The following is a 26,678-nucleotide window of genomic DNA, read 5'->3' as shown; positions in this document are numbered from 1 at the left end:
CCAAAGTATCTAGGCTCTCCGCGGCCCTCTTCAGCAATAGCTACAGCAATTTTTTCCTTTGATACGTCTAAACCTACAAATTTTATGGCATCCTGCATAATGACTAGCTCCTTTCGTAATGTAGCTCTAATTTGATTTTTTGTTTTTCAACATTAAACATTCTTACCAAATTAACCTACGAATTTACGAGTAAGGAGCTAGTTTCGTTCATGATAACTCGGCGCTAAGCGCCTGCGGGGTCTCCCCTGCCCCGTCCTCCCGCAGGAGTCTTCGCGCCTTCCGCTCCAATCAACGTAGGCTTTAAACCAGCAATGACCTTTAACAAAGCCATTTAATAAAAAAATTCCTATCATGCATCTATTTCCCTTGTATACGAAATATTCCTGATTTTTTAGGGTGAATTGACATTTCTTAAAAAATTTTTTATAATAATCTTGAAATCAAGATATTTTATTCATATAGATACCTCAAAGTAGGTCTAATTTTATAAACCTAAAGGATGAGTTTTTTATGGAAAATAATTCAACTACTAATTCATTAAAGCTTTTTATAGTTCTTTCAAGAGCGTATAAAGCAATAAACGAGCATGTGAATAAAGTAATCCAAGCTAGTGGTTTAAATCCAACTGAATTTGCAGTTTTGGAGCTCCTTTACCATAAAGGTGACCAGCCAATGCAGCAAATAGGCGGGAAAATATTACTTGCAAGCGGAAGCATTACTTACGTGGTCGACAAACTTGAACAAAAAGGGATGTTAAAAAGAATTGCCTGTCCGAAGGACCGACGAGTCACTCATGCACAAATAACTGAAGATGGGAAAAAGTTTATTCAGGATATTTTTCCTGAACATGCAGAACAAATTGATAAACTCATGTCAACACTGACTGAAATTGAAAAACTTGAAGCAATTGACTTGTTGAAAAAACTAGGTTTGCCTGCAGGGAAGTTCTAATACGGCCATTTGGTCGTATTTTTTTTGTTGTTAGGAATGTTAGCGGTTAGTATATAATAAAATAGATTGGAATATTAGCAAAGTTTAAAAAGGGGATGGTTCAATGGGGTTTGAGAACTACACATACATACGTCCGAATCTAGAAGAGGTAACAGAAAAATTTAATTTGGCACTTGAGAGCCTAAAAAATGCAGAATCAGTTGAAGAGCAAAGCAGGGTCATGAATGAGATTAATAAGCTAAGAAATGATCTAGGTACGATGTTCAACCTTTGTTATATTCGTCATTCTATTGATACAAATGATGAGTTTTATAAGGATGAACAAGATTTTATGGATGAAATCCAGCCTGAAGTTGAAGGGTTAGTAACTAAGTATTATCAAGTGCTAGTAAATTCTAAGTTCCGTCCTGAATTAGAAGAGAAATGGGGAAAGCAGCTATTTGCCCTGGCTGAAGGACAACTTAAAACATTTAAACCTGAAATTGTGCCCTTACTTCAGAAGGAAAATCGCCTATCAACGGAATATACGAAGCTAATGGCTTCGGCAAAGATAGAATTCGAAGGGGAAGAGAGAACATTAGCACAATTAGAACCATTCGCGCAGTCGACTGACAGAAAAATGAGAAAACGGGCCAATGAAGCGAAATTTGGTTTTATGGTTGAACATGAAGCAGAGTTTGATCGGATTTATGATGATCTGGTGAAAGTAAGGACAGAAATTGCCGAATCACTTGGATTTAATAACTTTGTTGAACTTGGTTATTACAGAATGATGAGAACAGATTATAATGCTGAGATGGTCGCCAATTTCCGTAGTCAAGTACAGGATTTCATTGTTCCGATTGCGACAAAATTAAAAGTACGTCAACAAGAAAGAATCGGACTGGATAAATTAAAGTACTATGATGAAAGCTTTAATTTTCAAACTGGTAATGCCACTCCAAAAGGTACTCCGGAATGGATCATAGAAAATGGACAAAAAATGTATGAAGATCTTTCAGAAGATACGGGGGCATTTTTTCGCTATATGCAAGATAATCATTTGATGGATCTTGTTGCCAAGAAGGGTAAAGCCGGCGGAGGCTACTGTACGTTTATAGAGAATTATAAAGCACCTTTCATTTTTTCTAATTTCAACGGAACGTCCGGGGATATTGATGTCCTGACACATGAGGCAGGTCATGCTTTCCAAGTGTATTCAAGCCGTCATTTTGAGATTCCCGAATACGCATGGCCAACATATGAAGCATGTGAAATTCATTCGATGAGTATGGAATTTTTCACATGGCCGTGGATGGATTTGTTCTTTAAGGAAGACACCGATAAATACAAGTTTTCACATTTAAGTGATGCCCTATTATTCTTGCCATATGGGGTTTCGGTTGATGAATTTCAACATTGGGTCTATGAAAACCCAGAAGCTACTCCAAAAGAGCGTAAGCTCCAGTGGCGTGAGATTGAGAAAAAATATTTGCCGCATAAAGATTATGACGGAAATGAATACCTAGAGAATGGCGGCTTCTGGCAGCGCCAAGGGCATATCTATAATTCGCCATTTTACTATATTGATTATACGCTCGCCCAAATTTGTGCTTTCCAATTCTGGAAGCGTTCAAGAGAGAATCAAGACGAAGCTTGGGCAGATTATGTGAAGCTTTGTAAGCTAGGCGGGAGTATGTCATTCACAAAGTTAGTTGAGGAAGCAAATCTAATCTCTCCTTTTGAAGTTGGTTGTGTAGAGTCAGTTGTGGGTGTAATTGATAATTGGTTAAAATCTGTGGATGATAAAAATCTATAGTTAAATGAAAAAAGCGAAGCCGTTCAAGAAATGGCTTCGCTTTTGACCTATTTAAGAGAAATTATTTTTGAAACTACTTTGAGTTGATTTTCTTCAACAACGGCAGATAATTTTTTAATATCTGGTTCCTCTAAGATAAAATCAGCAATTTTATCTTCAAGTTCTTCTTGGATTACGCGGCGGAGCGGGCGTGCCCCAAATGCGGGGTGGTACCCAAGCATAGCTAGTTTTTCTTTTGCTTCTGTTGTAATGGTTAATTCAATCTTTTGCTCAGTAAGTGTTTCTTGTAATTCACTAATCATTAAATCGACAATATAGAGGATATGCTCTTTACCCAGTGAATTGAATTCAATGATACTATCGAAACGATTCAAGAATTCTGGCTTAAAGAAGCCGCCTAACGAGTCAAGTATACTTGCTTCTTCGATTGCCTCTGTTGTACCAAATCCAACATGAACTGTCTTGTGGCCCACACCAGCATTGCTTGTCATAATGATAACAGTATCCTTAAAGCTGACAATTCTTCCTTGACTGTCTGTGAGTCGGCCATCTTCAAGAATTTGCAGGAACAGATGCTGGACATCTGGATGTGCCTTTTCAATTTCATCTAATAAAATAATGCTATATGGATTTCTCCTCACTTTTTCGGTTAGCTGTCCGGCCTCTTCATGACCTACATAACCAGGAGGTGAGCCGATTAATTTAGAGACGCTGTGTTTTTCCATGTATTCGCTCATATCAAGGCGGATCATCGAATCCTTAGAACCAAATAATTCCTCAGCAAGCGTTTTGGTTAACTCTGTTTTTCCCACTCCGGTTGGTCCAACAAATAAAAAGGAACCAATTGGGCGATGCTTTGATTTTAAGCCGGCTCGACTACGTCTAATCGCTTTAGAAACTTTATTTACAGCCTTTTCCTGGCCAATAACCTTTTGGTTAAGATTTTCTTCTAATGCTTTCATTTTTAGCTGCTCATCTTGTTGGAGCTTTCCAACAGGTATCCCTGTTTTTTGTTCGATGATTTCTTGAATAAGCCCTACATCAACGATGGGTCTTTCAGAGCTTGATATTAAATGTAAAGACTTTTCAAGGTTTGTTTCTTCATCGCGAAGGGATGCGGCCTTTTCATACTGCTCATTTTTAAGTGCTTCTTCCTTCTCAGCAACAATCTCTTTTAAACGTATTTCAATTTGTTCATTGCTCTTATAATCCGAAACTAGGTTTAATTTCGAACCAGCTTCATCAAGCAAATCGATGGCTTTGTCTGGTAAAAAGCGGTCTTGAATATAGCGCTGAGACAATTGAACACAGGCAAGGATTACTTCATCAGAATAGACGACTTCATGATAATCCTCATACTTCTTTTGTATCCCTTTTAATATATCAATCGCAGCTTCTGCAGTCGGTTCAAGTACATGAACTGGTTGGAAGCGCCGTTCCAGAGCAGAATCTTTTTCGATTTGGCGATATTCTTTTAATGTGGTTGCACCAACCACCTGAAGTTCTCCACGAGCAAGGGCTGGCTTTAAAATGTTGCCGGCATCCATAGAGCCTTCAGCAGAGCCAGCACCTACTAGCAGATGAATCTCATCGATGAAAAGGATAATATTTTTCCGGTCCTGTAATTCGGAAATGACTTGCTTCATTCTTTCCTCAAATTGGCCACGGATTCCTGTATTTGCAACAAGGGAAGCAACGTCAAGCAAATATACCTCTTTACCTCGTAACTTACCTGGGACATCTCCTTCAGCAATTTTCTGGGCAAGTCCTTCAGCAATTGCAGTCTTCCCGACCCCTGGTTCACCAATTAATACCGGATTATTCTTATTTCGTCTGTTTAGTATTTCAATGACACGCTTTACTTCTCCATCGCGGCCGATGACAGGATCTATCAACCCCGCTTTTGCCATTTGGGTTAAATTACGTCCGAATTGGTCAATAAAGCCACCTTTTCCGGTTTTTCTTCCTGTTTGTTGTGTAGGTTGAATGCTATCATCCTTTTCATGAGAAGCGTTATTCATGAACAGATTTTCAAATGGGAAGCTTGGATAAGAATTCATCTTTGGACCAAAACTTGCACCTAAAGTTTGCTTTTCTTTTGTATAGCATTCGTGACAGAGTTTGATTTCCTTACGTTGTCCGTTAATAATCATATTTAATTGGATGTTTGCATGGTTCTCATTACATTGTTGACAAAGCATAAGCAAATTACCTCCTCGTAAAGATTCATATTTTCACTTTGACTTTGACTATATTTGACCTTATGACGATAGTATACTCTGACCTTTTTTGACTTTCAAGAAATTTGTTTTTGGTAATGCTTGCTATTTCAGGAAAAAAGCTCGTCTTTGTTTGTCCTTAGCATCATATATTGATGATAAGGAGGAGATGATGTGAAAAGGGATTGGACTCAAGCATTTCAGATTGCGGCGGTCTATGTAGGCACTGTAGTAGGCGCTGGATTCGCCACGGGAAAAGAAATCGTTGAATTTTTTTCACGGTTTGGTTTCTTTGGCTTAATAAGTATATTGATGAGCGGATATCTCTTTATTTCATTGGGTTCAAAATTAATGAGAATGGCTGCACTTATAGATGCAAAATCTTATCAAGAGTTTAATGAGTATTTGTTTGGCAAATGGCCTGGTCGTGTCATTAACGTCTTTATGCTATTTATGCTTCTTGGTGTTAGTGCTGTGATGCTTTCAGGGGCTGGGGCTATTTTTGAGGAACAGTTAAATCTACCCAAAGCAGTCGGTGTTTTCCTGACAATTTTTTTATCCTTTTTAGTCATGCTAGTTGGAACAAAAGGTCTTTTTGCTGTCAACACGTTTGTTGTTCCGGTAATGATCACATTCAGCATAATTTTAATGTTCTATTCCATTCAAATGCCCAACTTCCTCAATCAATTATTATTTATTCCTCATTCCGATGATGGCTGGAAAAGTGTGATTGCACCATTTTCATATGTGGCATTGAATCTGGGGCTAGCACAAGCCGTTTTAGTACCGATTGCAACAGAGGTAAAGGATGATTGGATAATCAAATGGGGAGGGATTCTTGGGGGTGCTGCTTTAACAGTGATATTGATTGCTGGTCATTTCACTTTAATCATGCTTCCTAATTTGGAACAGTATAATATTCCAATGGCAATTGTTATGAAAAACTTAGCCCCTTTTTTTTATTGGATTTTTGTTCTCGTTATTTATGGAGAGATTTTTACTTCTGTGATTGGAAATGTCTTTGGACTGGACCGACAATTGAAGCAATATTTGCCCATTCCGACAATGGTGTCGGTTACGCTTATTTTTATTGTTTCCTACCTGATTAGTCTTGTGAATTACGGTACGTTGCTATCCTATTTGTATCCATTGTTTGGTTACATCTGCATGATTTTTTTTATTTTACTATGGATGAAACCATTTACACCAAGTATAAGAAAATAGAAAAGCAGGTGTCCATTAGACACTCTGCTTTTCTAATTAAAAGGCAAAATAATAAAAATCAAAAGGTCAAAAATGATATGAGAAACAATAACCAAAGGCATACTCTTTTTTAAAAAATAAAGATAGCCCCACACAAAACCAGAAATAAAGGCAGCGAGAACTAATAAAAATGAGCCCGAATAAATATGGACGGAAGCGTACAGAATTGATGCAGACAAAATACTTACAACCGGATTTAAGTATTTCGAGAGTCTTTTTTGGATAAATCCACGCCAGAAAAGTTCTTCGCCAGGTGCCGCAACTAAAACAAGTGCAAGGTACTGCCAAAAAAAGGATGGGGCATACCAATTATAGAGATTTTTAATGCTTGTATCAATTGGCAGCTGAAGTATCTCGATTCCCCATATACCAGCCCGAAAAACAAAATATAATAAGAAACCTGATATTGATCCTAGTAGGATAAATTGAATAAATGATACTTCATCATCCACCTCCTCTTGAAAGGTTGAGTATGCGATGAGTACCAGAACTGATCCTGAAAATATATACCAAAAGATCGCTCTATCATGAAATGAAAAAAATAAAAGAACGTGAGCAATAATAAAACCAATAAGTATGCGAGGGTCTTGGAAGAATTTTTTCATTATCGCGATCTCCTTTTCGAAACAATAAAATTTATTTTACCAAATTAGTTTTTCAAATGGAAATCATTACATCACCCCATTCCCCATTTATATTGGTTAGAACACCAAGAAAAGAAAAAAATAATAAAGAAGGGAGTGAAAGGGATGAGCAAATCAAAGAGTGAACAAGAACGAGAATGGACAGTTAGGAAACAAGATCAAAATCCTCATGGGAAAGTCAAAAGTTTAAAGCAGTTATCAAAGGAAGCTGGAAAAGGCGAATAACGGTTTAAAAAAAAGGCAGCCATGGTTAGACTGCCTTTTCTATAATTCTATTAATTAATAAGCGCTTTCTTTTACAACCTTATAGTTTTTGTGATTAACAACTGTTCGTTGATCCAATTCTAAATCACGATAATTGTCCATAAATGTTAGGTCGACTATGACAGAATTTTCATTTACCTTTTCAACAATCCCCTTTAGACCACCGCGGAATTCTATGATATTTCCTACTTCTGCTTTTCTCATTTTAGTCTCTCTCCTTTACCTCAAAAAACTATAATAAAATCCAGTTAAATAACAGTTTGCACTACTTTATTCATTTCGTAAAGGCTTTTATTTGACAATTATGTTAATTCTTTATAAACATTTTAATTATATGAGAAAAAAGGCCATAAAAGAATCGGAAACGCTTTCAAAAGTTATCGTAAGTTTCGAAAATTGGCTTAATAAAAGTCATATACGTTAATATAAACAGGTAAAGGTGGTGCAACAGTATGAAGGAAGAAATGATCACTGAAATCCTGGATCGACTAATGACTGGTGAACTTTCAGAGTATTTTGTAACAAATGATGATTTCATGGAATTTCGTCAGGTACTTGTAAAAAGAAAAGATTTTAAGCATTTCCGCGGAATTGGTCAGAGGGGAGGCGATGTTTTGTATCAATATCTAAAAGAACCAAGAAGCTAATCGCTATTATTACCAGGAACTCTCCATTAGGAATGTTGAAATAATCAAAAGCTGTCGAAGGTAACAGATTTTATTGTTTTTTTTGGGGGGAATATGATAGTTTATGAATGTTTTTGACAGAATTGTGACAAATGATATAAAATTGATTTTTCAGTTGTTTGATAAAGTGGAAAGTGCTATTCTATCAATTGAATACACAAAAAACATTATCATGAGAGTGTAAATTCATTACATATTTGTTTTCCTTTTGGAAAAAATAAGCGAAAAAGATTTGAATTTAACTCTTTAGCCAATTAATGATTTAGTTGACTAAATGATGAGAAATGTTTATTTTTAATGAAGCAAGTTTATATTTATCTATATATTAAAGGAGTTTGATGATCATGTCAGAAAAGCAATTTAAGGTAATCGCAGAAACAGGGATACATGCAAGACCAGCAACTTTATTAGTACAAACGGCTAGCCGATTTGATTCTGAGATTCATTTAGAATATAAAGGTAAAAAAGTTAATTTAAAATCAATTATGGGTGTTATGTCTCTAGGTGTTGGCCAAGGTGCAGATATTACGATTTCAGCAGAAGGAAACGATGCAAACGATGCTTTAAATAGCCTTGAAGAGACATTGAAAAAAGAAGGATTGGCTGAATAATGACTTTTTTACAGGGGATTGCAGCATCAAACGGTATCGCAATTGCGAAGGCATACCGTCTTGTTGAACCAGATTTATCTTTTGAACAAAAAACAATTGACGATGCTGCTGCAGAGGTTGACCGTTTTCGACAGGCAATGGAAAAATCTAAAGCAGAACTCGAAGCAATTCGTGACCGTGCCAAAGTTGACTTGGGTGCGGATAAAGCAGCAATTTTTGAAGCACATTTACTTGTCCTAAGTGATCCTGAATTAAATACACCTATCGAAGAAAAAATTCAGTCTGATAAAGTGAATGCTGAATCTGCTTTAAAGGAAACGGCAGATATGTTCATTATGATGTTTGAACAAATGGATAATGAATATATGAAAGAACGTGCAGCAGATATTCGTGATGTAACGAAACGTGTATTAGCCCATTTATTAAGTGTTCAACTAGTTAATCCAAGCATGATTGCTGAGGAAGTTATCATTGTTGCAGAGGACTTAACACCTTCAGATACAGCACAATTAAACAGACAATATGTCTTAGGATTTACAACAAATATTGGTGGACGTACCTCACATTCAGCAATTATGGCTCGCTCTATGGAAATTCCAGCAGTAGTTGGAACAAAAACAGCTACTGAGGAAATCAATAATGGGGATCTAGTTATTGTAGACGGTTTAAAAGGTGAAGTACTTATAAATCCTACTCCAGAACTTGTTGAACAATACCGTAAAGTTCATGATGAGTATGAAGTACAAAAAGCTGAATGGGCCAAGCTTGTTAACGAACCAACGGTAACGAATGATGATCATCATGTAGAATTGGTCGCCAATATTGGTACTCCCAAGGATTTAAAGGGAGTAATTGAAAATGGCGGGGAAGGTGTTGGTCTTTACAGAACCGAGTTCCTATATATGGGAAGAGATCAGCTTCCAACTGAGGAAGAACAGTTTGAGTCCTATAAAGCCGTTTTAGAAGGATTAAAAGGAAAACCTGTTGTAGTTCGTACCTTGGATATTGGCGGGGATAAAGAACTGCCATATTTGGACTTACCAAAGGAAATGAATCCATTCTTAGGCTTCCGTGCAATTCGATTATGCTTGGAAGAGCAGGATATATTCCGCACCCAGCTTAGAGCCTTGTTACGGGCAAGTACCTATGGAAATTTAAAAATCATGTTCCCGATGATTGCAACCCTGGATGAATTCCGTGCGGCAAAAACGATTCTAGAAGATGAAAAGCAAAAGCTTCTTACTGAAGGTCAAAAGGTTTCCGATGAAATTGAACTTGGAATAATGGTCGAAATTCCTTCAACTGCTATCTTAGCTGATCAATTTGCAAAAGAAGTAGACTTCTTTAGTATTGGAACTAATGATTTGATTCAATATACGATGGCTGCAGACCGCATGAACCAACGTGTTTCATACCTATATCAGCCCTATAGCCCATCCATTTTACGATTAGTAAAAATGGTTATTGATGCAGCACATGCAGAAGGAAAATGGACAGGTATGTGTGGGGAAATGGCAGGAGATGAAACGGCCATTCCGGTTCTTTTAGGTCTTGGGCTTGATGAATTCTCAATGAGTGCAACTTCAATATTAAAAGCTCGCTCACAAATCAGGAATTTGAAAAAATCTGATATGGAGAAGCTTGCTCAACAAGTTTTAAATATGCAAACAACCGCTCAGGTTATTGAAGCAGTAAATGGCGCCACAAAGTAAACACAATACTCAAAAAAGACCGGCTGATGATTAGCCGGTCTTTTTCTGTCGTTCATTTATTTTTTGATTTTTCACAGTATTGCCTTTTTTATTATGGATTTTTGAGTATAATAAGTGATACATAGTACCTATTTTTCGGCCGGTACTTTAGGGTGATAGATGGACAGGAATAGGCAAGTATTTTATTGGACATGGTAAATTTGAAATGGTGGAGGTGAATGGAAGTATGGAACAAAAACCTGTACATTTTGATGGAAGCTCACTACTAGGTCAAGCAACCAATGAGGCTTTGGTTAATGAACCATTCCAGTTGACTGATGAAATGAGAATTAACATTGGTCACAACCCTTACTCTCTTGATACAAATGAATAAATGACATGAAAAGGATTTGTCTTCGGGCAAATCCTTTTTGATTATTTTCTCTTATTTTAACTAATAATATTATTGTCTTTATTCAAAAGAAAGGTGGAGCTTAAATGGTACGTGTTTTGTATATCACGGCACATCCTCACAATGAAACACAGTCCTATAGTATGGCGGTAGGTAAGGAATTTATTGATAGCTATAAACAAATCAATTCCAGCGATGAGGTAATTCATCTAGATTTGTATAAAGAACATATACCTCACATTGATGCAGATGTGTTTAGCGGCTGGGGAAAACTTCGTTCTGGTCAAAGCTTTGATGAATTAACAGCGGAGGAAAAGCAAAAGGTTGGCCGGCTTAACGAGTTAAGTGAGCAGTTTGTTAGTGCGGATAAATATGTGTTTGTCACGCCTTTATGGAATTTCTCATTTCCACCAATTATGAAAGCATATCTTGATTCTGTAGCAGTTGCGGGAAAGACATTTAAATATACGGAACAGGGCCCAATAGGTCTTTTAACGGATAAAAAAGCATTGCATATTCAGGCCCGAGGTGGATTTTACTCAGAGGGGCCTGCAGTACAGATGGAAATGGGACACCGATATATCAGTGTGATGATGAGTTTCTTTGGAGTTCCATCCCTAGAGGGGTTGTTTGTGGAAGGCCATAATGCAATGCCTGACAAGGCTGAAGAAATAAAAGAAAATGCGATTGCACGTGCAAGGGATTTGGCACATACATTCTAAAAACTTAATATAGGTACAGAGGCAGATTAAATCTGTCTCTTTTTGTATGATTTTTTGGCAAGTATTTCCTCAATTTATCCTGTATACTAAGAATATATTTGTGAAGGAGGAATTGTAAAAAATGGAGTTGAATTTAACTAGTAAAACAGCTTTGGTGGTTGCTTCCAGCCAGGGCTTAGGGTTTGCAATAGCTGAACGATTAGTAAGAGAGGGAGCAAATGTTATGATTTCTGGCCGGGAAGAGGAAAAGCTGAAACAAAAAGCAAGTCAGCTTGAATCTCTTGGTATGGGAAAAGTAGCCTACCAAAAAACTGATATAACTAATGTAAATGACATTAATCAGCTGGTAAAAGTAACAGCAGAATCGTTTCAAAGAATTGATATACTAGTTAATAATGCTGGAGGCCCTCCTGCAGGGGCGTTTGAGGAGTTAACAGATGAGGAATGGCAGAAGTCCTTTGAATTGAATTTATTATCATATGTTCGAATGATCCGGGCTTCATTGCCCTATTTAAAAGAGCAGGGCGGGAAAATTTTGAACATCGCCTCTACTTCGATTAAAGAACCAATTCCAGGCTTAATACTCTCGAATACCTTTCGGACGGGAATAATTGGACTAGCAAAAACTCTTGCTTCAGAACTGGCTCAATATAATATTCTTATTAATACCATTGCTCCTGGCCGGATAGCAACTGACCGCGTCAATCATTTAGATCAAGTAAATGCAGATAAACTTGGAATCAATCGGGAAACTATGGCATTTCAAGTAAAGGAAGAAATTCCATTAAAGAGATACGGAACACCAGAGGAATTTGCAAATGTTGCAGCTTTCCTATTATCTGATGCTAATTCCTATATGACAGGCAGCTCATTTTTAGTAGATGGAGGGATGATCAAAGCGATATAATAACCCAATTATTTTTTCCTATATTAACCTTTCTTTACGTTTATTACCGATGTATTTTGGCTATGGTAAAAATATTAAGGGAGTGTTTAAGATGCTGAAAAATATTCGATTCATTACTGTATTGATCATAATAGTATGCAGTTATTCTCTGCTAAGTGGCTGTAGTTTGCTTTTTTCCAATGAATTAATTGTAAACCGCTATGCCGATGCCTTGTTAACAAAAAATAATGAACTTCAATTCCGTTTTCGAATTAACAATGAAATATTAGCAGGGCAACAATTATATAAAGTGAAAGTTACTATTCACGATGACAAATTAGCTGCCGCAATCGGTAAACGAGAAATAGTATACGGAGAAGATCAAGTGTTGAACGGTGAATATTTAGAAGTAAAAGGAAAAGGTGAGAAATATATTTTTATGGATCCGTTGCCCCTAAGAGAAGATTTACATATTCTTGACCTTAAAAACATGATTGAAAAGGATAATGCTGTTTCGATTGAAGTATTTAATAATCAAGAAGTATTCGGTCGTGCCTATTTAACAAATTTTTCTTCAGAGTTATAAAAAGTGATTATGTTCTCGGTTGAAAGGACAAAATATATTTGTGCATAACTTTGGAGATGGAGCACGAAGACCGGAGCGACTGGGACGTTCCGGTTTTTTTATGCATAATTTTTTATCAAACAAAATTTTAATGCTAAAATATATAAGGAAAATTCCAAAGAGAGGGAAGATTATTTTGCTTACTCCAGAAAATACGGTAATTGGATTTATTGGCACAGGTGTAATGGGAAAAAGTATGGCAGGACATTTATTAAAGGCGGGCTACTCTGCAGTTGTTTATTCAAGGACAAAGGAAAAGGCACAAGACCTATTAGATAAAGGCGCAGACTGGGTCGCAACGCCGAAAGAGGTAGCTGAAAAAGCATCTATAACTTTCACAATGGTCGGCTATCCAACCGATGTGGAGGAAATATATTTCGGCGAAAATGGCTTAATTCACAATGGGACATCTGGAAGCTATCTTATCGATATGACAACCTCTTCTCCGTCACTGGCCATTAAAATTTATGAACAGGCTAAAAGTAAAGGAATTCAGGCGATTGATGCACCTGTTTCTGGTGGAGATGTAGGTGCAAAGGAAGCTAAGCTCTCCATCATGGCTGGCGGTGAAAGTGAAGCGTTTGAAGAGGTTCGTCCTATATTGGAGTTGCTTGGAACTAACGTGGTCTACCAAGGCAAACCAGGTGCTGGCCAGCATACAAAAATGTGCAATCAAATTGCAATTGCTTCTAATATGATAGGTGTTTGTGAAGCAATTATATATGCTGAAAAAGCTGGGCTGGATCCAGAAAATGTCCTGAAAAGTATTACAACGGGAGCTGCTGGAAGCTGGTCTCTTAGCAATCTTGCACCAAGAATGTTAGCCGGAAATTTTGAACCTGGTTTTTACATAAAGCATTTTATAAAGGATATGAAAATAGCGATAGATGAAGCTGATCGAATGGGAATGGAAGTACCAGGTCTCTCATTAGCTAAATCTTTATACGACCAATTAGCCGAAATGGGAGAAGAAAATAGCGGCACACATGCTCTGTATAAATATTGGAAGAACTAATAGTTGAATAAATTCCTCCTATCTTCTTGAAACTATAAGAGAAACCTTGAATTAGGAGGAATTGTTAATGGCTAAACGGACAAAAAAGAACGACGCAAAACAAAAAAACAAAAAGGGGTTTGATTCTGCAGTAGCGAACGAAGAATTCGCCAATGAATTCGGATCAGCTGCAGCAAATCAAGCACATAAAGAAAAGGCTAAAAAAGAAAAGGCTCCTAAAAACAATGGGAAATATAAAGGCCAATAATTTTTAAAATTAATACCCTCACATTAAATGTGAGGGTAAAATTCGTTTATTTCCAATTTCATAAATATTGTTCCAGCCGATTTAGGCCAAGTTCTAATAATTCCATAGAACAAGCAAACGATAACCGGAAATAGCCTTCTCCATATTCAGAAAAAGCACTGCCTGGTACGACGGCCACTTTTGTTTCTTGAACAAGCTTAAGGGCAAAGTCAAAGCTGCTTAATGCGATGGTATCAGGAATTTTCACAAAGAAATAAAACGCTCCGTCCGGTTTGACGGCATCAAGTCCCATAGCAGATAATCGCTTGAAAACATAATCCCTTCTTTTTAAATATTCCTTTTTCATCACAAGCGCATCATCAATACCTGTTGTAACAGCCGCCAAAGCTGCCTTTTGCGCAATCGAAGTGGCACAAGAAATATTATATTGATGGACTTTTAAAATATGTTTGGTGATACCTTCAGGTGCAAATAAAAAGCCAATTCTCCATCCTGTCATTGAGTGGGACTTGGATAACCCATTTATTACGATGGTTTGTTCTTTTAGAAATGTTGCAATCGATTGATGTGGCTGATCATAAGTAAGTTCGCTGTATATTTCATCTGCAAGGATAAAGATATCTTTATTCTTAAGATATTCTGCTATTTCTCTTAGCTCTGACTCTGAGAGACTGACTCCAGTCGGGTTCGAAGGGTACGGGAGTACAATGCAGCGAGTTTTCTCGGTAATAAATGGTTTGATCATTTCTAATGTAAAGCGAAACTGGTTTCGCCGAATATCGACATGCACTGGAGTTGCCCCCATCATTCGAATAATTGGTTCATAGCCTGGATAAATTGGACCAGGTAATATGACCTCGGAACCTTCTATTAAAATAGACCGAAAAGCAATATCAATTGCCTCACTTGCCCCTGCAGTAACAATCACTTCTGATTCAGGCTTATAATGCAAGCCATATTTTTTTTCTACAAAATTGCACGCAGCTTCCCTTAATTCAATCGTCCCTGCATTATGGGTATAGGAAGTAAAGTTCTGTTCAATTGCTTCAATACCTGCTTTTTTTACATGTTCAGGGGTCGGGAAGTCAGGTTGTCCAATTGTAAATGAAATCAGGTCATCAACATGCGCAACCATATTAAAAAACTTTCTAATTCCTGAGATTTCTATGTCTTTTACTCGTTGATTAATTAAATGCTCCACTATTGTCCATCCTTCCGACTGGTATTAATCTGTTATGAATATAATGATTATAGACTATTTTTAGCTAAAGTTACCACTATGTAGAAATAAAAAACGATCTGAGTTTTTCTCAGATCGTTTTTTGGGGAAAGGGGAGTGTAATTCAAATGAAAGTGTTTTAATAACCATAGTCGCAGTCAACTTCGTCCTCGTGCCAAAAAACGGGTGACACAAAACCAAAATTAACTATTCTATTTTCGAGCTTGCAATTACATTGCTCGCAGCCACATTGCTCTTTAATTTCTTCATAAATAGAATGATCAACATCTTCAATAAATGTAACATTTTGTTCCTGAAAAAGAATCGCTGTTCCTTTCATTGGTCAAGCACCTCTTTTGAAATTATATTCAACTTAAGACTATTTGACTTATAACTGTATTGTAAATCCACATTTATTAACAGTCTATATACTAGTGATATTGTTCACAAAATCATCACGAAGCATTAGCAAAAAAGTAATCCAGATTTATAAATCAAAAAAAGCCAAGCTTCGAGCTGGCTTTTTGAGTTCTTTTTAGGAGTATCTTTCTCCTAATTTTTTGAAAATAGGTTTTTGGTAAGTTTTGCTCTTTTTATGAGTGCTTGGGGGTTGATCTAGTTCTGAGATGCCGGTATATAGTTGAAGTAAGGCTTTTGCTGAATTAAGTGAGAGTGTTGCCTTTGGATTTCGTACCCGTTCATCTAATTTCCCAAAATGAGGTAGTTCGAGAAAATCTGATTTAGTTGGAGGAATATGAAATGTGTATCTTCCACATTCAATAAGCACATCTGACTGCTGCTGACTATTACGCGGATTTCCAGAAAAATGAAGACCAACTTTTTTTGCCTTGCCTTCTTTAATCAATTTTTTTAATGTTTCTTGTTTCAATCTGTACAATAATTTGGGATTTGTAGCCGTTTTTGCATGGCGATTCACAATAAAGATAGCTTGAGCGAGGTTTTCGATGGTTAGATTTAGATTTATTAGGGGGCCTTTTTGATCATAATTCAAAATATGTTCTCCTTTCAGTTATATAAAACATTTATATTATACCCCTTTTTTTAAGAAATAGGAATAAAACAGTGCGTCTTTTTGGCTATTATGATAAGAAAATTATAAAAATTCTTCTAATCTTACGAATAAAAGAGAGTGTAGGATGTTAACCTAATCCTACACTATAAAAAGAATAAAAAGAAACTTTAATAATCATTATGTTCGAAAGGTTTTTTCGTTTTCACTTTTCTGATTTTAGGGTAAAGACGGTTAATTCAGGTTTTGACATAAAGCGAAAGGGGAGACGTGTTGTTCCAATTCCTCTATTTACATATAGTGAGAGGGGATTATGCTTGCCGATTGAATAAAGACCCTCTGTGTATATTTTTCCAAAGGGAGGAGTCACAAGAGCCCCCAAAAATGGGATTTTTATCTGTCCTCCATGGCTATGACCACTTAGCTGCCATTGGACTGGATACAATGAAGCTGTTTCTGCAAGGTCGGGTGCATGGGATAATAATATTTTAAACGAATTTTTAGGCACATTTTTTAAAGTCAAAGGTAAATTAGGATTCCCTAGCATCGCATCATCAATCCCAAGCAGATAGATTATGCTTCCATCACTTAATTTAATTGGTGCTGAATCATTCAAAAGTACGGAAAAATCAGTTGTTTCCATAATATTCCGGTAAATATCAGAGCCATAGCCGCCATGATCATGATTACCAAAAATGCAGTATTTTCCAAGCGGAGCCTGTAATTTCTTCAAAATAGGCATCAGTTTATTAATTTCTGTATATTGGTTTGGCTCGTCCATTAAATCTCCAGTAAATAAAATAATGTCTGGCTTAAGACTATTAATTTTTTTAACTAATTGATTAAATTGATGAAGATTATATTGAAAACCAAGGTGGGTATCACTAAATTGAATCATTTTTATTCCATCAAAGCTGTTAGGGATTAGTGGATGTTTGATTTGAAGTTCTTGAATATCGAGTAATGAGGGTTCAATTCGATTGGCATAAAGATAGCCTCCCGAACTTAATCCGAGAACGGTAAGAAATGAACCCAATGTTCGTTTTAGAAAGGTTCTCCTCGTCTGATTTTTAGTCATTTTTTCAACCAACCTATCTTTTATTCACCTTCTATAAAAAGAAGGGTCCCTTTGTATTTTCTTTAAAAACTTTCGATAATGCAAGTGAAAAGGTCCTTGGTATGTTCTTATTCAAAAAAAATTAAAACATGCATAAAAAGCAGCCAACAATGCGGCTGCTTTTCCTACTTATAGCTTACGGCACGGCTTTTTAATGCTTTCCAAGAAGAAATAAATTGTTGTTTACCTACTCTTACTTGTTTTTTTCCAGAAAGTGGATCGTTTAAATAGACATATTTCGCGTCATACCCAACTAAAACGACGGCATGTAGATCAAGCGGGGTTTTAATGTATTGTTTCCCGTGATACCAGCCCTCCCAACGGTCTGGAAGACGGTAATCCCCTGTTGTCCATACAACCACTGGATATCCTGCAGAAACATGCTCTAAGACCCGTTCAAATGGCATATTTGTTAAATTAATGGCTCTTCCAGGGAGCTTTTGGTTGACTAGGGCAATCATCGGTTGGTCAAATACTGCATACCCTGCTCTTCTGCCTGTCATATCCCCAACAAAACCATCTGCTGGGTTTCCCCAACGTACTATATCTCCCTTTGGAGATCTAATGAGCGGGTCTACATCCTTCCGGATAGACCGGTATAGATCCATTTTACTTGTTTTAACGCCTGCAAAATTTAGCACCATTGCAAGGCTTGTGACTTCACAGCCGTATCTAAGTTCAGGGTTTTGCTTAATTAATACCACATTTAGCATAGCAGAATTCTTTTTGGGAGTAGTACTAACCGAATCACTTTTATTGGCTTCATTTTTTCCATAAATCACTTGTTGATTAAGTTCTTTTATTGTATATCGGTTATTTTCAAAATTGACAGATGATCTGGATTGAGTATTCTCTTTCACGGATATCGTGGAAAGAGGCTGTTTACTTTCTGTGCTGGAATGTGTATCAGCATTAAAGTGGCTGCATCCCAACATGGGAAGGATCGAGGCTAATAAGCAAAGTTTTTTCAAAACTTATCCTCCTTATAGAACAGCGTAGGTATAGGATATGATTGTTTATAAGCGACTATAATGGTATCCTTTTGGAAAAGAACGAGAATCCTTCGTTTTGCGTATGGTATAATGAGAAAAAATTTTGGAGGTACTTGGATGGATGCATTGGAAATACTATCGGATCTTGAAAATGTATTTCCCTATTTTCAACCGATTATTAGTGCCGATGAACAACGCGTAATTGCCTATGAGGTATTGGGGAGATATGAATCAGAAGGGAAAATCATCAGTTTAGGGGCCTTTTTTCAGGATGATCAAATTCCTGATGAATATAAGTTTGAAGTGGATTTGTTATTAGTCAAAATGGCACTTGAAAAAGCGTTAAATCTTGATGAGGATGTAAGTATATTTCTGAATCGGAATGCTGATTTATTAATGTATGGACATGGTGAACCTTTTTTACAGGAGCTCCTCGCGTTTGAAAAAAAAGGCTTGATGTTAAATCGAATTGTTCTAGAAATTTCAGATCGAAATTATACTGGGGATTTAGACCAATTTGATCACTTATTGCAATATTATCGAACATATGGGATTAAAATAGCGATAGCAAGAATTGACAGTGAAAGTAACTATTTTGAACGAATAGGACAACTTGAACCAGATATACTGAAAATTAACCTACAAGCCTTAAAATCGACGTCAACTGGTATAAATTATCACGATGTCTTGTTTACATTGTCTCTTTTGGCGCGGAAAATAGGTGCAACACTCTTGTTTGAAAATATTGAGATGAGCTACCAACTGCAGTTTGCATGGAAAAATGGCGGTCGTTATTATCAAGGTTATTATTTACACCCGCCAGCAGCAGAGTTCATTCAACGTGATTTCCTAAAGGATCGCTTAAAAGAGAAGTTTCATGACTTTATCTCATATGAAAAAAAGAAATTAGAAGCAGTTTATACCACTGCAGAATTTTTTCAAGCCAAAGTCCAAGAAATTGTGATTAAGAACAGAAATGTAACTTATCAAAACCTTTTTCAAGTACTAATAAAAGAATTGGATCAGATTGCCTTTAGAATGTATGTTTGTGATGAGGATGGCTTCCAGAAATCTGCCAATATCTTTAAAGAAAAAGAGGGTTGGATCACTCAATCCGAGTACATTCAAAAAAATTGGAGCTGGCGTCCTTACTTTTTAGAAAATATTATCAAAATGAGAAATGAACGAAAAGGAATCTTATCTGATTTATATTGTGATATTGATACTGGGGAAACGATTCGTACTTTTTCATTCCCAATGAATGGGGAAGATTATTTGTTTATCGATATATCCTATCAATATTTATTCCAACATGACCAATTACTTTAAAATGCACTGAATTTGCTATCTTTTAGCTTCTTTTTAGGGAAGTGTATTAAAAAATTCCTTATTTTTTTATTTTTACTTGGACAAATGGACAACGTTATTTTATTCTTTTAATATTGGCATATTAATTATGCGGTTGGAAAATTATGAAAGTAATCCAATCGGATAGAAAAATGCCAAATGAGAAACATAATTGTAGATGTTTGTTTGGGTTTGAAAGGAGACGGAGCATATGTCACAGCTTCAAGGTATATTAACAAGATTAAAAAATCTTCAGGAACAAGCTAATAGTGGTGAGCCAGCACAACGCTATTTCGAGGTAAACGGTGATAGAAAGTGTCAAGTAACATTTCATCCAAAAACGGAGACATTTGAATTAGAAGTATATAATGAGAAGGAAAAACCAAAAAGATATCAATTTGATAATGTTGATATGATTACAATTGAAATTTTTGATTTGATTCAATAAGGAACCTTTAGGGTTCCTTTATTTTTCGTGTCAACAACTGCGGAGGTTATATTTAGGTTTCTAATTATACATGACCAAAATTAGCACAGACTCCCGAATACTATGGTAGAATGTAACTGTAGAAAAACAAATTTTTGAGGAGTTTTCGGCGATGATCAGTCTTCCCAACGGTGAATTTTTAAAATTAACAATAAAAGAATTAATGATCCCTTCCGAACGGGTAGCGCATGTTCAAATAGGTAATAATCTCGAACATGCCTTATTAGTTTTAACAAAAAGCGGGTATACGGCTATACCGGTCTTAGACCCTCATTACAAGCTTCATGGGTTAATTAGCACCCCGATTATTATGGATTCTATCCTTGGACTAGAAAGAATTGAATTTGAACAACTTGAGAAAAAACGAGTGGAAGAGGTCATGAAAGGCTCTATTCCACGAGTTAAAATTACTGCATCCTTAAAAAAATGTCTTGAATTACTTGTTAACCAACCATTTCTTTGTGTTGAGACTGAAGATGGATACTTTGAAGGAATTTTGCCAAGAAGTACGTTATTAAATCAATTAAATAAAATAATAAAAAAAAGTGAAAAATGATGTATTTAGGCCCCCAAGCAGGGGGCTTGATTTTTTTAAAGTTTGAGGTGTGAATATGAGTACTTCTACTGAGAAGATATCCAAAGAAAAGTCCAACAGCAGACAAACGAAAAAGCCACTAGTTCTAGCTGCCGTAATGTTAGCGATGTTTATGGGGGCGATTGAAGCAACGATTGTTTCAACCGCAATGCCAGCAATTGTCGCTGATTTAGGTGGTTTTACACTATATAGTTGGGTATTTTCTGCGTACTTGTTAATGAATTCTGTAACCGTTCTTATTTATGGTAAATTATCTGACTTATTTGGTCGAAAACCAATTCTTACGATTGGAATATTAATTTTTTTATTAGGATCCATTCTTTGTGGATTCGCCACATCAATGAAAATGTTGATTATTTTTCGTTTGATTCAAGGGTTTGGAGCAGGTGCTGTCACACCGATTGCGACAACAATAGTTGGCGATATCTATACTGCAGAAGAACGGGCTAAAATTCAGGGATACCTAGCTAGTGTATGGGGTGTTTCGGCGATTACTGGACCTGCTGTCGGCGGTTTACTTGTCCAATATGTAAGTTGGCATTATGTATTCTGGATAAACATTCCGCTTGGGATTCTGTCCTTAGTAGGCCTATGGCTGTTCTTACATGAAAATGTCCAAAGGAAAAAACATGAAATAGATTATCTTGGTGCTATTTTGTTAACGATGACTATTTCTTCGTTAATGTTTATCCTTGTAGAAGGTGGGAGCCGCTTTGCATGGGGATCTTGGCAGTCGCTAAGCTTTTTTGCTTTCAGCGCTGTAACATTACTTGGGTTTGTATTTCAGGAAGCCCGTGCTAGAGAGCCAGTAATGCCATTTTCAATTTGGAAGGAACGCTCTATTCTTATAGCAAACACTACCTCGCTTTCTACGGGAATCATGTTAATTGGAATTTCGAGCTTTTTACCTACATTTGTGCAAGGTGTTATGGAACAGACACCCATTGTTGCGGGTTTTACGTTGACAGCGATGTCAATCGGGTGGCCAATTGCATCCACACTTGCGGGACGGTTGTTGATAACGATGGGTTATCGAAAAACATCTATTATCGGTGGTGTCTCGTTAATCATTGGCAGCATTGCCTTCTTGACGATGTCAGCCTCCTCAGGGCCTTTATGGGCAGCAGTGGGTTCTTTTTTCGTTGGATTAGGGATGGGCTTAACATCCACTGCCTTTATTGTCTCGATTCAAAGTACGGTTGGTTGGGAACAGAGAGGCATCGCAACTGCATCTAATATGTTTATGAGAAATCTTGGAAATACAATTGGTGCAGCATTACTGGGGGGAATCCTTAATAACAGGTTGAGTCAATATTTAAGCGAGAATGATCATTCCTTATCAGTAGATGATGTCAATCTACTCTTAAAATCTGCTGAGCGAGAAAATCTCTCTGAATCAGTCCGGAGTTTCTTGCAGAATGGGTTAACCATTTCTCTTCACTCTGTTTATTATGTTGTCTTCGCCTTGGCAATCATAAGTTTACTGTTAATATTTTTTATACCGAAAAAGAACGAAAGCTCTGTGTAACTTCACAGAGCTTTTTTAAGGAGGGGAACAATCTTGTCCTCATTATCAGAATTTCAATTATTATCCGTTTTAGCCCAGGAGATGAATATGCGGAAGGCATCAGAACGGCTGTTTGTTTCACAGCCAGCCCTTTCGCAACGATTGCAAACAATCGAAAAAGATTGGGGAACGAAATTATTTATTCGCTCGCAAAAAGGTCTAGCTCTAACCCCTTCAGGTGAGCATGTCATCCAATTTGCAAATGAAGTACTAACTAAGCAAGAAAAGGTGCGTGAAACTATTCATTCCCTTCAATCAGGTGTGTCAGGTACTTTGAAGATTGCTGTTGCTTCGATTGTAGGCCAAAACTGGCTTCCACAGGTTTTAAAGAAATTTATTGATAGATATCCTCAAGCCAAAATTTCATTAGTAACTGGATGGAGCAGCGAAATTTTAAAATGCTTATATGACGATCAAGTTCATATTGGGATTATCCGTGGTACACCTGATTGGAAAGGAATTAAGGTTCATCTATTTAACGATCCTCTTTATTTAGTTGACAGGGAAATTACCAGTCCGGAACAAGTTTTAAATACGGACCGCCCCTTCATTCAATTTAAAAGTGATTCTAATTATTTCCAAGAAATTCAAGATTGGTGGATGCGCAATTTTAAGACTTCACCCAAGAGGACCGTTGTGGTTGATCAAATTGAGACATGCAAGCAGATGGCTTTCAATGGCATTGGCTACGCCATCCTGCCCGCCATAACATTAACTAAAGCAGAAAAGGAAATTTTCAAAATACCGCTTTTAAATGAGAATAATGAACCTCTAAATCGTGATACATGGCTACTGGGCTATGAATCGGCCTTTCAATTAAAGCAAGTTTCAGCCTTTGTAGAATTAATTAAGGAACATATCGCTGAATCTTCAGGAGATTAGGGTAGTTTTTCTTGTTTTCGTTTCTTTTGTTTGTTAAAGTATTTTTTAGTACGAATACATAGGGGGTAAAATAATGAAGATGATGGATGCAAATGAAATTATTTCTTTTATCCAAAATAGTAAAAAATCTACACCTGTAAAGGTTTATTTAAAAGGTGAATTAGCAGGAATTGATTTTGGGAACAATACAAAAACTTTTATTAATGGAAATACGGGAGTCATTTTTGGTGAATGGTCTGAAATTAATGAAGTGTTAGAAGCACATAAAGAAAAAATTGAAGATCTTGTGGTTGAAAATGACCGTCGTAATTCTGCAATCCCTTTGTTAGATAATAAGCATATTAATGCCCGAATTGAGCCAGGTGTTACTATTCGTGACCAAGTGGAAATCGGTGATAATGCCGTTATTATGATGGGAGCCGTTATCAATATCGGTGCCGTTATTGGTGAAAAATCGATGATTGATATGGGTGTTGTTCTAGGTGGAAGAGCTACAGTCGGGAAGAATTGTCATATTGGGGCGGGAACTGTCTTGGCCGGTGTTATTGAACCCCCATCTGCGAAGCCTGTTATTATTGAGGATGATGTTCTTATTGGAGCGAATGCCGTTGTTCTTGAAGGGGTAACAGTTGGAACAGGTTCAGTAGTCGCTGCAGGTGCAGTTGTCACTCAAGATGTTGCTCCTTATACAGTTGTAGCAGGGATGCCGGCAAGGAAAATTAAAGATATTGATGAAAAAACGAAGTCAAAAACTGAAATAATGCAAGAACTTCGTCAACTTTAAAAGCCCGCTTCCTTTGCGCGAAGTACTCTAGCCGCTGGGCGCTGGAGCTAGATAGTTTCTCTAAGTATAAGCAGAAAAGCGTGGAGCATATCCACGCTTCTTTTTTAAAAGGAGAGTTAATAAATGAATCCATTGATTAAAATCCGCCGTGACCTTCATCAAATTCCAGAATTAGGATTTCAAGAGTTTGAGACACAAGCCTATTTATTGTCTTACCTTGAGTCTTTACCACAAGATCGTATCACGATAAAAAAATGGAAGACAGGGTTGTTTGTAAAGGTTCATGGCTTAAATCCCCAAAAAACAATTGGTTATAGAACAGACATCGATGGACTTCCAATTAGCGAAGAAACAGGATTACCTTTCTCATCGACCCACGATAATAAGATGCATGCATGTGGGCATGATTTCCACATGAGCATCGCTCTTGGGGTACTAACTTATTTTACGAATAACCCAATTGCAGACGACCTTATGTTTGTTTTTCAACCTGCAGAGGAAGGACCTGGCGGAGCGGAACCGATGTTAAAATCAGATGAGATGCTGGAATGGAAGCCTGACCTGATTTTTGCCTTACATATTGCACCAGAGTATCCAGTTGGAACTATCGCGGTTAAGGAAGGGTTACTATTTGCTAATACTTCTGAACTGTTTATTGATCTAAAGGGTAAGGGGGGGCATGCCGCTAGACCTCACGAAACGAATGATATGGTTGTCGCAGCATGTACATTGGTAAACCAGCTGCAAACGATTGTTTCGAGGAATGTCGACCCCTTAGATAGTGCGGTTATAACGATTGGAAAAATCACTGGCGGTACGGTTCAAAATATTATTGCTGAAAATGCAAGGCTTGAGGGAACCATCCGGACGCTTTCTGCTGAATCGATGAAAAAGGTTAAACATCGCATTGAGGCGCTTGTGAAGGGAATCGAGGCAGGTTTTGAATGTGAAGCAGTCATTGATTATGGATCGATGTATCATCAAGTCTATAATACTGAATCTATTACAAGAGATTTTATGAAATATCTTCAAAATGAAACAAATGTTGAAGTAATCGAGTGCAAGGAAGCAATGACGGGAGAAGACTTTGGGTATATGCTTAAAGAGATTCCAGGGCTTATGTTTTGGCTGGGTGTGGATTCGCCCTATGGTTTACACCATTCAAAATTAAATCCACAAGAAGGTGCGATTGAAGTAGCTGTTAAAGTAATGACAAGCTATATCTCTAATCTAGGGAATAGATTAAATCTTAAATAAGAAGGCGTTTTATTTTGTTCTGATTAGCAATCATGATAAAATTAAAGAGAATTAAAAGGGAAATTGTTACATATCGTCGATTATTCTTACACAATTAGGGAAAACTTATGAAGGGGAAATAAGGTTATAATTAATAATAAGTATTTAATTAAATTAATTATAATTTAATATTGACTCAAAATAAGATGTGTCCTATAATTAGAATTGTGAAAAGGATAGCAAATGAGAATTGCTATAAATACTCATTTATTAATTATTTGGAGGGATTAGAATGCCAGAACGTATGGTAGGTAAACAAGCACCACGCTTTGAAATGGATGCTGTAATGCCAAACAAAGAATTTAAAAAAGTAAGTTTGGAAGAAAACATGAAAAACGATAAATGGACAGTGTTGTTCTTTTATCCAATGGACTTTACATTTGTTTGTCCAACTGAAATTACAGCGATGTCCGATCGTTATGAAGAGTTTGATGATCTAGATGCAGTTGTAGTTGGTGCTTCTACTGACACAATCCACACTCATCTTGCTTGGATTAAAACAGACCGCAAAGAAAATGGTCTTGGCGATTTAAACTATCCACTTGCTGCAGATACTAACCATGTGGTAGCTCGTGATTATGGAGTATTAATTGAAGAAGAAGGTATCGCACTACGCGGTTTATTCATCATCGATCCTGAGGGTGAATTAAAGTATTCTGTTGTAAATCACAACAACATTGGCCGAGACGTGGATGAAACTTTACGTGTTCTTCAAGCATTACAAACTGGCGGTCTTTGCCCAGCAAACTGGAAGCCTGGACAAGCTACATTGAACGTATAATTTGTACAAAACAGATAGACCTAACCTTTTAAAGTGTTAGGTCTTTTTAATAGGGGGATTATCGATGAAATTACGTGAACCAATGCCAGAGTTAACTGGGGCAACTGAATGGTTAAACGGTGAAGTGACAAGAGCAGACCTCATCGGAGAAAAACCAACATTGCTTCATTTTTGGTCGATTAGCTGCCATCTTTGTAAGGAAGCGATGCCGCAGGTAAATCAATTTCGTGATGATTTTAAGGACAAATTAAATGTGGTTGCTGTTCATATGCCGCGTTCTGAAAACGACCTTAACTTAGATGAAATTAAACAAGTGGCAGCTGAGCATGGAATCAATCAACCGATTTTTGTCGACAGTGATCACAAGTTGACAGAAGCCCTTGAAAATCAATATGTACCAGCTTATTATGTATTTGACAAAGAAGGCAAGCTCCGCCATTTCCAAGCAGGCGGAAGTGGCATGAAAATGCTCGAGAAGCGTGTAAACCGAGTGTTGGATGAGTTGGAAAAAACAGAATAAAAAACGATCTAAGTGCTGTCCGTATTC

At 36.9% G+C, this 26,678-nt stretch carries 30 protein-coding genes; 22 read left to right on the top strand and 8 right to left on the bottom strand.

Going from position 1 to position 26,678, the window contains the following annotated elements:
- Positions 1-510 precede the first annotated feature (510 nt).
- Positions 511-951, top strand: coding sequence for a MarR family winged helix-turn-helix transcriptional regulator (locus J7E63_RS04055; RefSeq protein ID WP_215010353.1), 441 nt, complete (start codon positions 511-513; stop codon positions 949-951).
- 103 nt (positions 952-1,054) lie between these two features.
- Positions 1,055-2,749 (top strand): M3 family oligoendopeptidase, encoded by a 1,695-nt coding sequence (locus J7E63_RS04050; RefSeq protein ID WP_215010352.1) that lies wholly within the window; start codon positions 1,055-1,057, stop codon positions 2,747-2,749.
- Positions 2,750-2,796: 47 nt separating this feature from the next.
- Here J7E63_RS04050 and J7E63_RS04045 read toward each other — a convergent pair whose 3' ends face one another.
- The gene (locus J7E63_RS04045) at positions 2,797-4,950 is read right to left on the bottom strand and encodes an ATP-dependent Clp protease ATP-binding subunit (protein ID WP_215010351.1); all 2,154 of its coding nucleotides are present in this window, start codon (positions 4,948-4,950) and stop codon (positions 2,797-2,799) included.
- A 192-nt stretch (positions 4,951-5,142) separates the two neighbouring features.
- Here J7E63_RS04045 and J7E63_RS04040 point away from each other — a divergent pair, with 192 nt between their 5' ends.
- On the top strand, positions 5,143-6,192 hold the full coding sequence (locus tag J7E63_RS04040) for a YkvI family membrane protein (RefSeq protein WP_215010350.1): 1,050 nt from the start codon (positions 5,143-5,145) through the stop codon (positions 6,190-6,192).
- Positions 6,193-6,224: 32 nt separating this feature from the next.
- Here J7E63_RS04040 and J7E63_RS04035 read toward each other — a convergent pair whose 3' ends face one another.
- A complete protein-coding gene (locus J7E63_RS04035; RefSeq protein ID WP_215010349.1) occupies positions 6,225-6,836 on the bottom strand; it encodes a CPBP family intramembrane glutamic endopeptidase in 612 nt (203 codons plus the stop codon).
- A gap of 144 nt (positions 6,837-6,980) precedes the next feature.
- Here J7E63_RS04035 and J7E63_RS29480 point away from each other — a divergent pair, with 144 nt between their 5' ends.
- A complete protein-coding gene (locus tag J7E63_RS29480; protein ID WP_246869713.1) occupies positions 6,981-7,100 on the top strand; it encodes a DUF6254 family protein in 120 nt (39 codons plus the stop codon).
- Between the two features lie 54 nt (positions 7,101-7,154).
- On the opposite strand, the gene J7E63_RS04030 is transcribed toward J7E63_RS29480, so the two are convergent.
- Complete coding sequence (locus J7E63_RS04030; RefSeq protein ID WP_066252404.1) at positions 7,155-7,343, bottom strand: YkvS family protein; 189 nt, start codon at positions 7,341-7,343, stop codon at positions 7,155-7,157.
- Between the two features lie 248 nt (positions 7,344-7,591).
- Here J7E63_RS04030 and J7E63_RS04025 point away from each other — a divergent pair, with 248 nt between their 5' ends.
- The 9 genes from J7E63_RS04025 (at position 7,592) to J7E63_RS03985 (ending at position 14,034) form a co-directional block, all read left to right on the top strand.
- Entirely contained in the window at positions 7,592-7,786 is a 195-nt protein-coding gene (locus tag J7E63_RS04025; protein WP_214714687.1) for a hypothetical protein, read from the top strand.
- A 383-nt stretch (positions 7,787-8,169) separates the two neighbouring features.
- Positions 8,170-8,436 carry a phosphocarrier protein HPr gene (locus tag J7E63_RS04020; RefSeq protein ID WP_088086214.1) on the top strand — a complete coding sequence of 89 codons (267 nt, stop codon included), beginning with the start codon at positions 8,170-8,172 and terminating at the stop codon, positions 8,434-8,436.
- Positions 8,436-10,148 (top strand): phosphoenolpyruvate--protein phosphotransferase, encoded by a 1,713-nt coding sequence (ptsP, locus tag J7E63_RS04015; protein ID WP_215010348.1) that lies wholly within the window; start codon positions 8,436-8,438, stop codon positions 10,146-10,148. The genes J7E63_RS04020 and ptsP overlap by 1 nt, the downstream gene beginning before the upstream one ends.
- A 226-nt stretch (positions 10,149-10,374) precedes the next feature.
- Positions 10,375-10,521: a hypothetical protein gene (locus J7E63_RS04010; RefSeq protein WP_215001663.1), complete on the top strand. Its 147-nt coding sequence runs from the start codon at positions 10,375-10,377 to the stop codon at positions 10,519-10,521.
- A 104-nt stretch (positions 10,522-10,625) separates the two neighbouring features.
- Positions 10,626-11,261 carry an FMN-dependent NADH-azoreductase gene (locus tag J7E63_RS04005; RefSeq protein WP_215010347.1) on the top strand — a complete coding sequence of 212 codons (636 nt, stop codon included), beginning with the start codon at positions 10,626-10,628 and terminating at the stop codon, positions 11,259-11,261.
- Positions 11,262-11,382: 121 nt separating this feature from the next.
- Entirely contained in the window at positions 11,383-12,168 is a 786-nt protein-coding gene (locus J7E63_RS04000; protein WP_215010346.1) for an SDR family oxidoreductase, read from the top strand.
- 91 nt (positions 12,169-12,259) lie between these two features.
- A complete protein-coding gene (locus J7E63_RS03995) occupies positions 12,260-12,733 on the top strand; it encodes a hypothetical protein (RefSeq protein ID WP_215010345.1) in 474 nt (157 codons plus the stop codon).
- Positions 12,734-12,908: 175 nt separating this feature from the next.
- A complete protein-coding gene (locus J7E63_RS03990; RefSeq protein ID WP_215010344.1) occupies positions 12,909-13,787 on the top strand; it encodes an NAD(P)-dependent oxidoreductase in 879 nt (292 codons plus the stop codon).
- 67 nt (positions 13,788-13,854) lie between these two features.
- Complete coding sequence (locus J7E63_RS03985) at positions 13,855-14,034, top strand: hypothetical protein (RefSeq protein WP_168242639.1); 180 nt, start codon at positions 13,855-13,857, stop codon at positions 14,032-14,034.
- 58 nt (positions 14,035-14,092) lie between these two features.
- Here the strand turns inward: J7E63_RS03985 and J7E63_RS03980 are convergent, their stop codons facing one another.
- From J7E63_RS03980 to J7E63_RS03960, 5 genes are all read right to left on the bottom strand, one after another.
- Positions 14,093-15,235, bottom strand: a complete 1,143-nt coding sequence (locus J7E63_RS03980; RefSeq protein ID WP_215010343.1) for an aminotransferase A — start codon at positions 15,233-15,235, stop codon at positions 14,093-14,095.
- Positions 15,236-15,392: 157 nt separating this feature from the next.
- Entirely contained in the window at positions 15,393-15,593 is a 201-nt protein-coding gene (locus J7E63_RS03975) for a hypothetical protein (protein WP_215010342.1), read from the bottom strand.
- 195 nt (positions 15,594-15,788) lie between these two features.
- Complete coding sequence (locus tag J7E63_RS03970; RefSeq protein ID WP_215010341.1) at positions 15,789-16,265, bottom strand: YkyB family protein; 477 nt, start codon at positions 16,263-16,265, stop codon at positions 15,789-15,791.
- 223 nt (positions 16,266-16,488) lie between these two features.
- The gene (locus J7E63_RS03965; protein ID WP_215010340.1) at positions 16,489-17,361 is read right to left on the bottom strand and encodes a metallophosphoesterase; all 873 of its coding nucleotides are present in this window, start codon (positions 17,359-17,361) and stop codon (positions 16,489-16,491) included.
- Between the two features lie 164 nt (positions 17,362-17,525).
- Positions 17,526-18,371, bottom strand: coding sequence for a C39 family peptidase (locus J7E63_RS03960; RefSeq protein ID WP_251033343.1), 846 nt, complete (start codon positions 18,369-18,371; stop codon positions 17,526-17,528).
- Between the two features lie 138 nt (positions 18,372-18,509).
- Between J7E63_RS03960 and J7E63_RS03955 the strand changes: the two genes are divergently transcribed.
- The 9 genes from J7E63_RS03955 to J7E63_RS03915 all read left to right on the top strand — a co-directional run bounded on the left by J7E63_RS03955 (position 18,510) and on the right by J7E63_RS03915 (position 26,651).
- On the top strand, positions 18,510-19,721 hold the full coding sequence (locus tag J7E63_RS03955; RefSeq protein WP_215010339.1) for an EAL domain-containing protein: 1,212 nt from the start codon (positions 18,510-18,512) through the stop codon (positions 19,719-19,721).
- A 229-nt stretch (positions 19,722-19,950) separates the two neighbouring features.
- Positions 19,951-20,187, top strand: coding sequence for a YkuJ family protein (locus tag J7E63_RS03950; RefSeq protein WP_066252435.1), 237 nt, complete (start codon positions 19,951-19,953; stop codon positions 20,185-20,187).
- A gap of 151 nt (positions 20,188-20,338) precedes the next feature.
- Entirely contained in the window at positions 20,339-20,782 is a 444-nt protein-coding gene (cbpB, locus tag J7E63_RS03945) for a cyclic-di-AMP-binding protein CbpB (protein ID WP_214714783.1), read from the top strand.
- 55 nt (positions 20,783-20,837) lie between these two features.
- Entirely contained in the window at positions 20,838-22,349 is a 1,512-nt protein-coding gene (locus J7E63_RS03940) for an MDR family MFS transporter (protein ID WP_215010338.1), read from the top strand.
- Positions 22,350-22,382: 33 nt separating this feature from the next.
- Positions 22,383-23,270: a transcriptional regulator CcpC gene (locus J7E63_RS03935; protein ID WP_168242646.1), complete on the top strand. Its 888-nt coding sequence runs from the start codon at positions 22,383-22,385 to the stop codon at positions 23,268-23,270.
- A gap of 73 nt (positions 23,271-23,343) precedes the next feature.
- On the top strand, positions 23,344-24,054 hold the full coding sequence (gene dapD, locus J7E63_RS03930; protein ID WP_215010337.1) for a 2,3,4,5-tetrahydropyridine-2,6-dicarboxylate N-acetyltransferase: 711 nt from the start codon (positions 23,344-23,346) through the stop codon (positions 24,052-24,054).
- A 123-nt stretch (positions 24,055-24,177) separates the two neighbouring features.
- A complete protein-coding gene (locus J7E63_RS03925; RefSeq protein ID WP_215010336.1) occupies positions 24,178-25,311 on the top strand; it encodes an N-acetyldiaminopimelate deacetylase in 1,134 nt (377 codons plus the stop codon).
- A gap of 271 nt (positions 25,312-25,582) precedes the next feature.
- A complete protein-coding gene (locus J7E63_RS03920) occupies positions 25,583-26,131 on the top strand; it encodes a peroxiredoxin (protein WP_215010335.1) in 549 nt (182 codons plus the stop codon).
- A gap of 64 nt (positions 26,132-26,195) precedes the next feature.
- Positions 26,196-26,651: a TlpA disulfide reductase family protein gene (locus tag J7E63_RS03915; protein WP_088086232.1), complete on the top strand. Its 456-nt coding sequence runs from the start codon at positions 26,196-26,198 to the stop codon at positions 26,649-26,651.
- Positions 26,652-26,678: the final 27 nt, after the last annotated feature.

The sequence above is a fragment of the Bacillus sp. ISL-75 genome (genome assembly GCF_018613095.1).
Note: the sequence above shows the minus strand (reverse complement) of the source record. Positions and strands in the feature narration are given on the sequence as shown.